14 protein-coding genes are annotated in these 13371 nt (G+C 30.3%); all 14 read left to right on the forward strand.

Annotated features, from left to right (window positions below; all coding sequences use genetic code 11):
• Nucleotides 1-3: 3 nt before the first annotated feature.
• From NZ841_03675 to proS, 14 genes are read left to right on the forward strand one after another with little or no spacing between them, the layout of a single operon-like run.
• Entirely contained in the window at nucleotides 4-423 is a 420-nt protein-coding gene (locus NZ841_03675) for an OmpH family outer membrane protein (protein MCS7201856.1), read from the forward strand.
• A gap of 8 nt (nucleotides 424-431) precedes the next feature.
• The gene (gene lpxD / locus NZ841_03680) at nucleotides 432-1412 is read left to right on the forward strand and encodes a UDP-3-O-(3-hydroxymyristoyl)glucosamine N-acyltransferase (protein MCS7201857.1); all 981 of its coding nucleotides are present in this window, start codon (nucleotides 432-434) and stop codon (nucleotides 1410-1412) included.
• A gap of 5 nt (nucleotides 1413-1417) precedes the next feature.
• Nucleotides 1418-2248, forward strand: coding sequence for a UDP-3-O-acyl-N-acetylglucosamine deacetylase (gene lpxC / locus NZ841_03685; GenBank protein ID MCS7201858.1), 831 nt, complete (start codon nucleotides 1418-1420; stop codon nucleotides 2246-2248).
• The gene (fabZ, locus tag NZ841_03690) at nucleotides 2245-2670 is read left to right on the forward strand and encodes a 3-hydroxyacyl-ACP dehydratase FabZ (GenBank protein MCS7201859.1); all 426 of its coding nucleotides are present in this window, start codon (nucleotides 2245-2247) and stop codon (nucleotides 2668-2670) included. Before lpxC ends, fabZ begins: the two co-directional genes overlap by 4 nt.
• Nucleotides 2660-3451 (forward strand): acyl-ACP--UDP-N-acetylglucosamine O-acyltransferase, encoded by a 792-nt coding sequence (gene lpxA / locus NZ841_03695; GenBank protein MCS7201860.1) that lies wholly within the window; start codon nucleotides 2660-2662, stop codon nucleotides 3449-3451. The genes fabZ and lpxA overlap by 11 nt, the downstream gene beginning before the upstream one ends.
• On the forward strand, nucleotides 3448-4545 hold the full coding sequence (gene lpxB / locus NZ841_03700) for a lipid-A-disaccharide synthase (GenBank protein MCS7201861.1): 1098 nt from the start codon (nucleotides 3448-3450) through the stop codon (nucleotides 4543-4545). The genes lpxA and lpxB overlap by 4 nt, the downstream gene beginning before the upstream one ends.
• Nucleotides 4538-5641: a hypothetical protein gene (locus NZ841_03705; protein MCS7201862.1), complete on the forward strand. Its 1104-nt coding sequence runs from the start codon at nucleotides 4538-4540 to the stop codon at nucleotides 5639-5641. The genes lpxB and NZ841_03705 overlap by 8 nt, the downstream gene beginning before the upstream one ends.
• On the forward strand, nucleotides 5616-7352 hold the full coding sequence (locus NZ841_03710) for an ABC transporter ATP-binding protein/permease (GenBank protein ID MCS7201863.1): 1737 nt from the start codon (nucleotides 5616-5618) through the stop codon (nucleotides 7350-7352). The genes NZ841_03705 and NZ841_03710 overlap by 26 nt, the downstream gene beginning before the upstream one ends.
• Nucleotides 7349-8308 (forward strand): Gfo/Idh/MocA family oxidoreductase, encoded by a 960-nt coding sequence (locus tag NZ841_03715; protein ID MCS7201864.1) that lies wholly within the window; start codon nucleotides 7349-7351, stop codon nucleotides 8306-8308. Before NZ841_03710 ends, NZ841_03715 begins: the two co-directional genes overlap by 4 nt.
• Nucleotides 8292-9374, forward strand: a complete 1083-nt coding sequence (locus NZ841_03720) for a lipid-A-disaccharide synthase-related protein (GenBank protein ID MCS7201865.1) — start codon at nucleotides 8292-8294, stop codon at nucleotides 9372-9374. The genes NZ841_03715 and NZ841_03720 overlap by 17 nt, the downstream gene beginning before the upstream one ends.
• Complete coding sequence (locus NZ841_03725) at nucleotides 9340-9960, forward strand: tetratricopeptide repeat protein (GenBank protein ID MCS7201866.1); 621 nt, start codon at nucleotides 9340-9342, stop codon at nucleotides 9958-9960. Before NZ841_03720 ends, NZ841_03725 begins: the two co-directional genes overlap by 35 nt.
• Nucleotides 9961-10001: 41 nt before the next feature.
• Nucleotides 10002-10721: an LPS export ABC transporter ATP-binding protein gene (gene lptB, locus NZ841_03730; protein ID MCS7201867.1), complete on the forward strand. Its 720-nt coding sequence runs from the start codon at nucleotides 10002-10004 to the stop codon at nucleotides 10719-10721.
• On the forward strand, nucleotides 10721-11914 hold the full coding sequence (locus tag NZ841_03735) for a DUF3084 domain-containing protein (GenBank protein MCS7201868.1): 1194 nt from the start codon (nucleotides 10721-10723) through the stop codon (nucleotides 11912-11914). The genes lptB and NZ841_03735 overlap by 1 nt, the downstream gene beginning before the upstream one ends.
• Before the next feature lie 11 nt (nucleotides 11915-11925).
• Nucleotides 11926-13371 carry a proline--tRNA ligase gene (gene proS / locus NZ841_03740; GenBank protein ID MCS7201869.1) on the forward strand — a complete coding sequence of 482 codons (1446 nt, stop codon included), beginning with the start codon at nucleotides 11926-11928 and terminating at the stop codon, nucleotides 13369-13371.

Consider the following 13371-nt stretch of genomic DNA (forward strand, 5'->3'; position numbering starts at 1 on the left):
TTTATGAGAATTTTTATTTATCTTATTCTGTTTTTTCTTTTTGTTGTCTTATTTTTTAATTTTATATATTCTCAATCTACCTCCATAGGATATATTGATTACTTAAAGGTTTTTAGTGAGTATAAGGAAACAAAAGAATTACAAATTCAGATTCAAAAGAAGCAGGCAGAAATTAATAAAATAATAGAAGAAGCAAAGAAAAAGGGGCTAGATCAAAAAAAATTAGATGAGCTAAAAAGGGAGAAAGATAAGGAATTAGGAGAAGTAATAGCAAAAATTAGAGACACACTAAGAAAAAAAATATTGTTGGAAGTAGAAAAAGTTGCAAAGTCTAAAAATCTAAGTATAGTTTTAGAAAAAAGTTCTCGAGTTTGGGGAGGAGTAGACATAACTAAGGAGGTTTTAGAAAATTTAAATAAATAGGGGCTAAAATGTGGTTAAAAGAAATAGCTGAAATTATAGAGGGTGAGCTTAAGGGAGAGAATTGCTTTATTGAGAGAGTATCTGATTGGAAAGATGCAGGAGAAAATGATTTAATTTTTGTATTTGATGAAAAGGATTTTTACAAAGCAGAAGAAACAAAAGCAAGAGCTCTTGTTGTTCCAAAGGTCGAATTTTCTTCCAAAAAACCTCTTATAATGGTTGAAAATCCAAGGCTTGCTATGGCAAAGATCTTAAGATATTTTGATTGGCGAAATTTTTCCGAGGGAATTCATCCTACAGTAATATTAGGAGAAAATATAAAACTAGAAGAAAAGGTAGGGATTGGTGCTTATTCGGTTATTGGAAATAACGTAAGGATTGGTAAGGAGACAAAGATAGGTGCAGGTGTTATTATAGGAAATAATGTTTTTATCGGAGAAAACTGCATAATATATCCTAAGGTGGCTATATATGATTATTGCTATATAGGAAATAATGTCATAATTCACTCAGGATGTGTTATAGGTAGTGATGGGTTTGGATATGTTTGGGATGGAAAAAATCATGTTAAAATTCCTCATATAGGAAAGGTTGTTATAGAAGATGATGTAGAGATAGGTGCTAATTGTACCATAGATAGAGGAACCTTAGGCGAGACAAGAATAGGAAAGGGGACAAAAATAGATAATCTTGTGACTATTGCTCACAATGTAAAAATTGGAGAAAAATGTGTTATTGTTGGACAAACAGGAATTGCTGGAAGCAGTGAAATAGGAAATAATGTAATAATTGCAGGACAAAGTGGAATTTCTGATCATGTTAAGATTGGAGATAGAGTAGTTATTCTTGCAAGAGCAGGTGTAACTAAAGATATTCCAGATGGTTCAATAGTTTCTGGATTTCCTGCAAGGCCCCATAAGGAAGAATTAAAATTGCAGAGTTTATTAAGAAAACTTCCTGAAATATGGGAAAAAGTTAAAAAATTATAATATAAATGAACTTTCAAAGAACTATTAAAAAAGAGATTAAAATTAAAGGCTATGGACTTCATAAAGGAAAAGAGACAGAATTAGTCTTTTTAAAAGCTCCAGAAAATACAGGTATAATTTTCATAAAAGATTATGAAGAAGTTCCAGCTTTTGTAGACTATGTTGTGGATACACAACGTGGAGTTTCCTTGGGGAAGAACAATGTAAGAATAATGACTGTAGAACATCTTTTATCTGCTATTTATAGTTTAAAAATTTCTAATTTATTTATTCTTGTGAAAGGAGAAGAAATCCCTATTTTAGATGGGAGTTCTCTTCCTTTTATAGATGTTTTTAAAAAAGTTGGTATATTAATACAGGAATCTCCTCTAAAAATATATGACTTGGAAAAACCAATATTAGAGAAAGAAGGCAGAGGTTTAATTCTCCTTTTTCCCTCTTCTTCCTTTGCTGTTACCTCTGTAATATCTTTCCCTAATACAATACTTTATTGGCAAAAATTTACCATTAAGGATCTAGATAGTTATGAAAAGGAAATTGCCTTTGCAAGAACCTTTGGCTTTTGGTATGAAATTGATGAATTAAGAAAAAGAGGATTAATAAGAGGTGGAAGTTTAGAAAATGCTCTTTTAGTAGGAGCGAAGGGATATGAAAATAAACCAAGATCTTTAGATGAACCTGTAAGACATAAAATTCTTGATATATTAGGAGATTTTGCTTTACTTGGGGGATATTTAAGAGCTAATATCTACGCTCTTTCTTCTGGGCATGCCTTGCATGTAAAAGTTGTTAAAAGGCTTTTACAAGAAAAACTTTTAAGGGGGATTTTTGAATGACCGTGGATATTTTTAAAATTCTTCCTCATAGATATCCCTTTTTGATGATAGATCGAATTCTAGAATGGAAGAAAGGAGAAAGTATTAAAGCCATAAAAAATGTGTCTATAAATGAGCATTTTTTTATGGGGCATTTTCCTGAAAAACCTGTGATGCCAGGTGTCTTAATAATTGAAGCTCTAGCACAATCTGCTGGTATACTTATGTTTCTTTCTTTTGCTGAAGAGAATAAGAACTATATAGCCTATCTTACTGGTGTGAATAATATGAAATTTAAAAAACAGGTTCTTCCAGGTGATGTCTTAGTGTTAGAGGTAAAATTAAAACAGAAACTAAGAAAAATTTTTAAATTTGAAGGGGTAGCTAAAGTAGGTGATGATATTGTAGCAGGAGGAGAGATAACCCTTGCCCTTGGAGAATAATTTTAATTATACAGTTTTTATTCATCCTTCCTCTAAAATTGAAGAAAACGTGGAGATAGGTCCCTTTACTTTTATAGATAAAGAAGTAAAAATAGGAAAAAATACAAAAATAGAAAGTAATGTTATTTTAAAAGAAGGAACTATTATTGGAGAAAACTGCCATATTCACTCAGGAGTTATATTAGGAGACTTACCTCAGGATTTAAATTTTAAAGGGGAAAAAAGCTTTTTAATAATTGGTAATAATGTGGTTATAAGAGAATATTGTGTAATTCATAGGGCTACTGGGGAAGAAAAAGCTACTATAATTGGTGACGATTGTTATATTATGGCATACTCTCACCTAGCTCATAATGTGAAATTAGGTAAAAGAGTAATTATAGCTAATGCAACTCAGATTGGGGGTTATGTGGAAATTGATGATCAGGCATTTATCAGCGCTCTTGTAGGTATTCATCAATTTGTAAGAATTGGAAAATTGGCTATGGTAGGAGGATTATCAAAGATTGTAAAAGATGTTCCTCCTTATGCTTTAGTGGATGGGAATCCTGCAAGAATATATGGGATTAATACAGTAGGATTAAAAAGAGCAAATTTTTCCATAGAGAAAAGAAATCTTATTAAAAAGATTTTTCATATTCTTTTTTCAGATCTTCCCTTTGAAGAAAGAATTAAAAGAATTTCGGAATTTGAGGAAGAGGAGGCAAAGGAAATATTAGAATTTATTAAAAATTCTAAAAGAGGAATAACTCCAGCAGTATGGAGGAGAATTGAAGAATGAAGATAATGTTTTCTGTTGGGGAAGTTTCTGGGGATGTTCATGGAGCTTATTTAATTAGAACTTTAAAAAAATACAATTCAAATCTTTATTTTTTTGGCTTAGGTGGAGAAAGAATGGAGGAAGAAGGCTTAAATTTGATTGCTAATGTTACTAAATTTAGTACTGTTGGTTTTGTTGAACCTCTTCCTTATATTCCTATTTTTTTAAAGCTTTTAAATAACCTTGAAAGAGTCTTAGAGAAGGAGAAACCAGATCTTTTAATTCTTATAGATTTTCAAGGATTTAATATTCCTCTTGCAAAAAGAGCTAAAAAATTAGGTATCCCAACAATTTATTATTTTGCTCCTCAGTATTGGTTATGGGGAAAGAGAGAAAATGCTTATGAGGTTTCAAAATATCTAAATTGGATAATAAGTGTCTTTCCTCAAGAATATGAAGTATATAGAAAATATACTCATAAAGTTTCCTTTTTTGGCCATCCTTTAGTAGATTATATTTCCCAACTAGAAACTCAAAAGAGAGAAGATTATTTAATAGGACTTTTTCCGGGAAGTAGAAAACAAGAGATTAATAAACTTACTCCTCTTTTTGTCAAAATTGCTACTCATTTTTCAAAAAGAGGTTTCAAGTTTTTATTACCTATTGCCTCAGAACAATTTTTACCATTAGTAAAGAAATATTTAGATGATAGTTTAAATATAGAACTTCTTTCGGGTAAAGAAAGTTATAAAGTTCTCCAAAGGGTAAATTTTGCATTGGCATCCTCTGGAACGGTAACTTTAGAGGCAAGTCTTCTTTACTGTCCTTTATTTGTATTCTATAAAATTTCAAAATTAACCTATTATATTGGGAAAAAATTAGTTCATCATAAATATATATCCCTTCCTAATATATTGTCAGGAAAGGAAATTTATCCAGAATATGTGCAAAAAATTAATATAGATAAAGTAATTAGCGATATAGAAGATTTTATTAATAATTCTAAGAGAAGAGAAGAAATGCTTTTAGATTTAAAAAAGGTTGTGTCTTCTTTAGGAGAAAAAGGAGTTTTGGACAGAATTGCCAATTTTATCTTGAGTAGGAGCTATGTTTAATTTTTATTTTATAGTCAATGGACCAGGAGAAATTTCAGGTTGGTTGTATCCTTTAATTAGTTATATAAAAGAAAAAAATTTAGATTGGACTAAAAATGTAAACTTTTATACTATTTTAGTTCCTTGCCAATTTGCAACTGGCGAAGAGGAAAGAGTTTTAGAAGAATTTGGTTTTTTTAAGAAGATCTTTTCTCCTAATGAATATTGGAAAAATTTTATTTATAAACCCCAAAATAAAAATATAATTTTTCATCTTGGAGGAGATTTATTTTTCAATGGAATTTTAGGAAAATTATGGAAGTCTTATTCTATTGCTTATGTAGAGAAAAAACATACTTGGACTTTTCTATTTAATCTTATTTATTCTTCTAAAGATTTTAAAAATCCAAAAATGAAATATGTAGGGGAACTTAGATTTGAAAATCTTAATAGGTCCGCTTTTTCAAAAGAAAGTAATAGAATTGCTTTTTTCCCAGGAAGCAGAGATTATGCATTAAGATTCTATTTTCCCTTTTATTTAGCTTTAATAAAAGAGATTCATAAATTCTATCCTGACCTTAAATTTGTTATATTTATTTCTCAATTTTTGAAAAAAGATGTGGTAAGAAAGTTTCTTCTTAGATTTAATTCTTTTATAAGAGAATTACCTATTGACATAGAATTTTTAGGAGACTGGCAAAAACAGATAAATAATTTATTATTTGCTGTTACTCTTCCCGGAACAATTACTTTACAGCTAGGATATTCAGGGATACCTATGTTAGTTTTATTACCTCTTCATAGGCCTGAATATTTGCCTATGGAAGGTTTTGCAAACTTTTTGAAAGGAAGGATTCGTAATTTGGTCATAGATATATATTTGAAAAAAAATTCATATTTATCTTTTCCTAATAAATATAGTCCAGGAGTAGTTCCTGAAATAATAGGAAAATTTGATTTTAAGAAAGTGATAAAATATTTTTTGGAGATTTTAGGTAACAGAGAATTAATAGAAAGGATGCATAAAAATTTAATAGAGATATTTCCTGATAATGATATACGTCCTTCGGAGATTATTTGGGGTGATATATATGAAATATTGGAAAAGAATATTTGAATTATTAAAGCCCAATTTTTTGTATCTTTTAGGCGGATTTTTATGCATTTTAATAGTAAATTCTTCTCAATTATATGCTCCTAAATTTGTGGGTGAGCTTATTGATGAGTTAAATAGGACAAAAGATTTGTCTTCTCTAAATAAAATTGCATTAATTATTGTGGGATTACTTTTTTTAAGAAGCTTATTCTTATATGGACAGATATATCTCTTATCTTTTGTAGGTCATAAATTAGTAGCAGATTTAAGAAATAAACTATTTTCTAAGATTCAATATTTATCCTTAGAGTATTTTAATAAATGGTCTAGTAGTGAATTAATATCAAGAACTCTTCAAGATACTCAACTCATTCAAACTTCTTTTTTATCAAGTCTTTCTGATTTTTTCTATTCCATAATTCTTCTTACTGGAATTATATTAATTCTTATTTTTTCCCATTGGCAATTGGCTTTGGCAACTTTTATTATAATCCCTCTCTTTGTATTGTCTGTATCAGGAATAGGAAAAGAAATACAAAGATGGTCTCTTGCAGTACAAAAGAAAATTGCTGATCTTACAACGATTATTCAGGAAAGTATTAAGGGTGCAAGAATAGTTAGAATATTTGTAAAGGAAGAGGATGAGATAAATAAATTTAAAAGGGAAAATGAAAAGAATTTCTGGAGAAACGTAAAAATTGCCCAATTAACTGCTACTCAGATTCCCCTTGCAAGTTTTTTAAGTGCTCTTGCTATAGTTTTTTTAATATGGTTAGGTAGTAGAAAAATTGCTCAAAATCAGCTTACTCTTGGTTCTTTTATTGCTTTTTTAACTTATGTAGGAATGGCTTTGGAACCTGCAACAACTCTTTTAAGGGTTTTTTCTGGTATAAAACAAGCTTCTGCTTCTTTTGAAAGGATCTTTGAAATATTAGATCAAGGAAAAGATGTAATAGAATTCCCTAACGCAAAAGTTTTACCACCCATAAAAGGTTTAGTAGAATTTGAAAATGTTTATTTTACCTATGATAACAAAAATTGGGCTTTGAAAAATATAAATCTAAGAATTAGACCTGGAGAAAAGGTTGCTATTGTAGGAATCAGTGGAGCTGGAAAGACATCTTTAGTAAATCTTATTCCACGATTTATAGATCCTACGCGAGGAAAGGTAAAAATAGATGGTTATGATGTTAGAGAAGTGAAATTAAGTTCTTTAAGAAATCAAATTGGTTTTGTAACACAGGAAACTGTAATATTCCATGGAACGGTAAAGGAGAATATCGCATATAGTAAACCTAATGCTACCTATGAGGAAATTATACAAGCTTCAAAAATGGCGAGAGCACATGATTTTATTATTTCTTTACCTAATGGATATGATACTATAATTGGGGAAGGAGGATCAGGATTATCAGGAGGACAAGCTCAAAGAATAGCTATAGCAAGAATAATCCTGCATAATCCTAGGTTAGTTATTTTAGATGAAGCTACATCTTCTTTAGATGCCGAATCTGAAGCTTTAATTCAAGAGGCTTTAGAAGAGTTGATAAAAGGAAAAACTACTCTTATTATTGCTCATAGATTATCGACTATCAGAAAGGTAGATAGAATTATAGTTTTAGATCAGGGAGAAATCGTGGAAGAAGGAAGTCATGAGGAATTGCTAAATAAGAAGGGGGTGTATGCAAGAATAATTCACTGGCAATTAGAAGAAGGTGAGGTGAAAACATGAAAAAGATAAAAGTAGGGGTAGTAGGAGTAGGATATTTAGGACAGCATCATGTGAGAATTTTTAGTGAGCTTCCATATGTAGAGCTTGTAGGAATTGCAGATATCAATGAAAAAAGAGTAAGAGAAATGGCTTCCTTGTATCAAGTTCCTTTTTATACTACAGATTATAAGGATTTATTAGATAAAGTAGACGCAGTGAGTATAGTTACTCCTACATCTTCTCATTTTAGAATTGCCAAAGATTTTTTGGAGAAGGGTGTTCATATATTTGTAGAAAAACCTGTAACTCAAACTTTAGAAGAAGCAGAAAAATTAGTAGAACTTGCATCGGGAAAGGATTTGGTTTTTCAAGTAGGGCATATTGAAAGATTTAATCCAGCAATACAGGAACTGAAAAAGTATATTAGGAATCCTTTTTATTTAGAAATTCATAGAATGGGATCCTATGATGGAAGGTCAGAAGATATAGGGGTAGTAATGAATTTGATGATTCATGATTTGGATATTCTTTTTTATATTCTTGGAAAGGAGAAAAAGATAAAAGATATTCAGGCAATAGGATATTCTCTTTATACTCCTTACGAGGATTTTGCTCATGTTAATCTCTTCTTTGATGATGGAATAACTGTAAGTTTGACTGCAAGTAGATTAAGCTCTAAAAAATTGAGAAAGTTAGAAATTCACGAAATTGATGGGACATTTATTCATGTAGATTATATTGATCAAAGTATAACAATAACTCGAGGTTCCGGTAGATTTTTGGAGCCCAATATTGAAACTCCAGTTCTAGAAAGAGAGGAGCCTTTAAGATTGGAGTTAGAACATTTTATAAGTTGTATATTAAATGGGGGAAGTCCTCTAGTAACCTTGGAAGATGGAAAATTGGCTATATATATAGCCTCAGAAATTTTAAAAGAAATAAGGATATATAATTTAAAAAATGCTTCTATTTATTAGTAATGGCTTTGGCGAAGATTTAATTGCAAGAGAAATTATAAAAAATATTCTTGAAATTAAAGATATTAAGATTTTTGTTCTCCCCTTAGTAGGAGAGGGAAAAGCTTACTTAACTCTTCCTATCGAAATTCTTAATCCAAGAAGGGATTTTCCTAGTGGTGGCTTTGCTTTTAGATCTAGTTTGAAGTATATCTTTAAGGATTTAAGGAATGGTTTATTTTCTTTTCAGAAAGAACAATTGAGAACCTTAAGGAGTTTTAGAGAGAAAAAAATAGAAGTGGTATGTATAGGAGATACATATAACTTAGTAATGGGATCTTTTACTCAAAAACGCCCTTTTTTTCTTCCTACTGCAAAATCTATATTAAATTCCTCTTTTTATTTCCCAGAGATTTATTTAATGAAAAAACTTGCTAAATTTGTCTTTACTCGTGACGAACCTACATATAAGTATTTAAAAAATTTTATTCCTCAAACTTTCTACCTGGGAAATCCTATGTTTGATGGGCTAGAAAATGGAGAAGAAAAATATGAGGATATTATTGCTTTGCTTCCAGGAAGTAGAGAAGAGTCTATTGCTAATATTGAACTAATGTTAAAGGCTTGTGAAATAGTATTTAAGGAATTTCCTAATTTCAGATATGTTGTTATCGTTTCACCTTACCTTCCTGAAAAATGTAGGGATTATTTTAGAAATATTATTAAAAAATTTGATTTACCTGTGACTATATCTTTTGGGAATTTTTCGTCTATTGTAAAAAAGGCTTATATAATACTTGGGTTAGCAGGAACTGCTAATGAACAGGCAGTATTTCTAAAAAAACTAGTGGTATCCTTTCCTGGAAAAGGTCCTCAAATTACCTCTAAATTTTTAAAAATGCAGAAAGCTCTGTTAGGAGAGGGATTAGAGGTAGTAAATAATTATAAGGAGGCAGGAGAAAGAATTATTTATTTCATAAAAAATCCCGAGGAAGTGAGATTAAGAGGAGAAAAAGGAAGGGAAAGATTAGGTGATAAAGGTGCAGATAAAATTGCAAAATTTATATTGGAGAATATTAATCTTTAGTTTAATTCTTTTTAATTTAAGTTTTTCATATAATTGGAAAACTCTTGAAAAAGAATATGAGAATATCTTATTAAAAGATTCAAAAAATTTAGAAATTCTTTTTAAACTATTAGTAGTTTATTCTGCACAAGGTAAGTTGGATAAAGCTTTTGAGTTCTATAAAAAGATAAACGAAATTGATCCAAGGTTTTTAAGTAGAAAGGTAGAAGAGATTAATGAGAAAAATGATGATTCCTTTTCCCTTTATCAATTAGCCTTTGCATCCTATTTTGGCAATAGAAGAGATAAAGCTTTGATATATTTCCAGAGACTTTATGAGAGATATCCTAAAGATGACTGGATAATTTCCTTTTTAGCATACTTATATTTTGAAAAAGAGAATATAAAAGAGGCAGAAGGATTAATAGAAGAGGGTTTAAAGATAAATAAAGATAATGAAATGTTGCATGCTCTTAGATGTGTTATATATTATAAAAAAGGTAATTATATTCTAGCTTTAAGGGAGTATTTTATTACTCTAAGTATTCTTCAAAAAAAAGGATATAAAGAAATTTGGGAATTATTAAGGGGATTGGTTAACCAGTAAATTGACATCTCAGTTCTTTTTTCTTAACATTATCTTAAGATATGTCATTAGAAACTGTAGGCATATATAAATATTATGGTAAAAGATGTGTTGTTAAGAATGTGTCATTGCAGGTAGAACCTGGAATGGTTGTAGGTTTATTAGGTCCTAATGGTGCAGGAAAAACTACAACCTTTTATACTATCATGGGAGAAGTTTTTGCTGATGAGGGTAGAGTTCTTTTAGAGGGCAAAGATATTACATATCTTTCTATGCCTAAAAGGGCAAAAATGGGATTAGGATATTTAGCTCAAGATCCTACAATATTTAGAAAATTATCTGTAGAAGATAATATTAGATTAGTATTAGAATTAACAAATTTGACCCCTAGAGAGCAAAAAATGAAACTAGATGAACTCATTGAAGAATTTCACTTGCAAGAAGTTAGAAAAAATTATGGATATAGTTTATCAGGAGGAGAAAGAAGAAGAGTAGAGATTGCGAGAGTTTTAGCTCTTTCCCCTAAATATATTCTTCTTGATGAGCCTTTTGCAGGTGTTGATCCCTTAACGGTTCAGAATCTTCAAGAAACAATACATTATTTGAAGAATAAAAATTTAGGAATTTTAATAACTGATCATAACGTGAGAGATACCTTAGCTATAACTGATTATGCATATATTATCTATTCTGGAGAAATACTTATTTCTGGAACTCCTCAGGAGATTGTGAATAATGATTTGGCAAGAAAATTCTTCTTAGGTGAGAGGTTTAATATTTAATGTCTGGATTTTTCTTAATTTTAATACTTCTTATTTTAAGTGGAGTCATAGCTTATTTAGGAGATTATGTAGGAAGAAAAGTAGGTAAAAAGAAATTAACTCTTTTTAACCTAAGACCTAAATATACATCTCGTCTAATAAGTGTTTTTACAGGAATATTAATTATGCTTTTTACTCTATTAATTCTTTCTTTATCTTCTGAAAATGTGAGAACTGCGATTTTTGGATTAGATAGATTAAAAAAACAGTTAAGTTCTTTACAGGTTGCTGTAAGCATAAAAAATGAAGAATTGAATAGTGTTATTCAGAAGCTTTCTGAGAGAACAAAAGAAAAAGAATTGATAAGAGAAGACCTCGAGAAGTTTAGAAAGGAACTTGAAAAATTAGAGCTGGAAAGAAAAAGATTAAATGATGAGGTTTCTAGGCTTAATTTAGAAAAAAATAATCTTATTAAAGATAAAGAAAATCTTCAGAGAGCTTTATATGATATATCTAAAAGAGTATCGGTTTTAGAGAAAGAAAAAGAAAAATTAACTGAAGAAAAAAGAGGGTTAGTAGAAGAAATAGAATTCTTATCGAACACTATTAATCTAATTAGGAGCGAAGGAATAGTATTTAGAAGAGGAGAATTGATTTTAAATTGGGTAAGTAGAGGCAATCTATCAAAGAACGAAGCCATTAATGAAGCTAAAACATTGCTCCATATTTTAGAGCAAATTGCTTTAAATAGAGGTGCAGGATCCTCGAATGATAAGGGAATAGTATGGCTTCCAAAATCTGAGTGGGATAAATTAATAAACTCTCTTATGACCCCAGGTGAAAAACTCATTAGAATTATAGCAATGGTAAATACTTTTGAGAGAGAACCAGTATTAGTCAATTTGCAAATTCATCCTCATTATCTGGTTTTTCGTAAAAATGAGGTTATTCTAACGAGAGTCGTAGATGGAAGTGATACAAAAGATAAAATAGAAGCAAGACTTTTTGAAATATTATCCGATGTAAATAGAATAGCGCAACTTAGAGGAGTGTTACCAGATCCATTAACTAATACTGTGGGAGATGTTTCTTTGGAAGAGTTCTATGATATAGTTTATAAAATAAAAGAAAAAGGGAAAAAAGTTATATTAAGTGTGATAGCAACTGAAGATACATATAATAGTGGCCCTTTAAAAATAAGATTTGAATTGTAGGAGGTTTTAACATGGAAGAGAAAAAATTTGTAGAAAGTATTACTTCTCAAAAAGAAGATTTTTCTCGTTGGTATACTGATGTAATTCTAAAAGCAAAACTTGCAGATTATGCTCCTATCAAAGGATGTATGGTTATTAGACCCTATGGATATGCTCTATGGGAAAATATTCAAAAAGTCTTGGATGAGAAAATAAAAAAAACAGGACATGAAAATGCATATTTCCCCCTTTTTATTCCTAAAAGTTTTTTGGAAAAAGAAGCAGAACATGTAGAAGGATTCTCTCCACAAGTTGCGTGGGTAACTAGGGGAGGAGATGAAGACTTAGTAGAACCCTTAGCGGTAAGACCCACTTCAGAATCAATAATATGTAGCATGTTTTCTAAATGGATTCAATCTTGGAGAGATCTTCCCTTACTTATAAACCAATGGGCAAACGTGGTAAGATGGGAAAAAGAAACAAGACTTTTTCTCAGAACTACTGAGTTTTTATGGCAAGAAGGACATACTGCCCATAGAACTCAAGAAGAGGCGGAGGAAGAAGCTATAAAGATGTTAAATGTATATAAGGAATTTTTTGAGAAAGATTTGTCTATACCAGTTATAGCGGGAGTAAAAACAGAAAACGAAAAATTTGCAGGTGCCTTGAGAACATACTCTGTTGAGGTATTACTTTCTGATGGAAGAGCGCTTCAAGCGGGAACCTCACATAATCTTGGGCAACATTTTGCTAAGGCTTTTAATATAACCTTTCAAGATATCGATGGAGAGAGAAAATATGTATGGCAAACTAGTTGGGGTGTTTCTACGAGAGTTATAGGGGCTCTTATAATGACTCATGGAGATGATTTTGGCCTTGTTTTACCCCCTCGAGTGGCTCCATATCAAATAGTTATAATTCCCATATGGAAAGAGGAAAAGGACAAAGAAAAAGTATATGAATATGTAGATGATATTGTATTAGTATTAAAGGAACATTTTAGAGTCTTTGTAGATAAAGATGAAGAACACACTCCTGGATGGAAATTTAATGAATGGGAATTAAAAGGTGTACCTATAAGAATTGAGATTGGACCGAGGGAGGTGGAAAGAGAAGAAATTTTCGTTGTAAGAAGAGATCTGAGAGTTAAAATTACTTATAAAAAAATTAATATGGTTTCTGATTTAAAAAGTTTATTAGAAGATATTCAAAAAACTATGTTTGATAAGGCGTTAAAATTTAGAAACGAAAACACCTATGAAGTGAAATCTTTTGAGGAGTTTAAAAAAATAATTGATGAAAGAAGAGGTTTTATAAAAGCAAGTTGGTGTGGAGATGGACATTGTGAACTAAAAATAAAAGAGTTAACTTCTGCTACTATTAGGAATCTTCCCTTCGATTGGGAAGAAGAAAAAGGTAATTGTATCCTTTGTGGAAATTCTACAAACATAAAAGCATTGTTCGCAAAAGCATATTAA

It is taken from the genome of Dictyoglomus sp. (genome assembly GCA_025060475.1).
GTDB lineage: Bacteria > Dictyoglomota > Dictyoglomia > Dictyoglomales > Dictyoglomaceae > NZ13-RE01.

What these genes read in the sequence shown, in the direction of transcription:
- NZ841_03735 (MCS7201868.1), top strand. Translation starts at nt 10,721, where the DNA reads ATGTCTGGATTTTTCTTAATTTTAATACTTCTTATTTTAAGTGGAGTC.
- proS (MCS7201869.1), top strand. Translation starts at nt 11,926, where the DNA reads ATGGAAGAGAAAAAATTTGTAGAAAGTATTACTTCTCAAAAAGAAGAT.
- NZ841_03675 (MCS7201856.1), top strand. Translation starts at nt 4, where the DNA reads ATGAGAATTTTTATTTATCTTATTCTGTTTTTTCTTTTTGTTGTCTTA.
- NZ841_03715 (MCS7201864.1), top strand. Translation starts at nt 7,349, where the DNA reads ATGAAAAAGATAAAAGTAGGGGTAGTAGGAGTAGGATATTTAGGACAG.
- lptB (MCS7201867.1), top strand. Translation starts at nt 10,002, where the DNA reads ATGTCATTAGAAACTGTAGGCATATATAAATATTATGGTAAAAGATGT.
- lpxB (MCS7201861.1), top strand. Translation starts at nt 3,448, where the DNA reads ATGAAGATAATGTTTTCTGTTGGGGAAGTTTCTGGGGATGTTCATGGA.
- lpxC (MCS7201858.1), top strand. Translation starts at nt 1,418, where the DNA reads ATGAACTTTCAAAGAACTATTAAAAAAGAGATTAAAATTAAAGGCTAT.
- lpxD (MCS7201857.1), top strand. Translation starts at nt 432, where the DNA reads ATGTGGTTAAAAGAAATAGCTGAAATTATAGAGGGTGAGCTTAAGGGA.
- fabZ (MCS7201859.1), top strand. Translation starts at nt 2,245, where the DNA reads ATGACCGTGGATATTTTTAAAATTCTTCCTCATAGATATCCCTTTTTG.
- NZ841_03705 (MCS7201862.1), top strand. Translation starts at nt 4,538, where the DNA reads ATGTTTAATTTTTATTTTATAGTCAATGGACCAGGAGAAATTTCAGGT.
- NZ841_03710 (MCS7201863.1), top strand. Translation starts at nt 5,616, where the DNA reads ATGAAATATTGGAAAAGAATATTTGAATTATTAAAGCCCAATTTTTTG.
- NZ841_03720 (MCS7201865.1), top strand. Translation starts at nt 8,292, where the DNA reads ATGCTTCTATTTATTAGTAATGGCTTTGGCGAAGATTTAATTGCAAGA.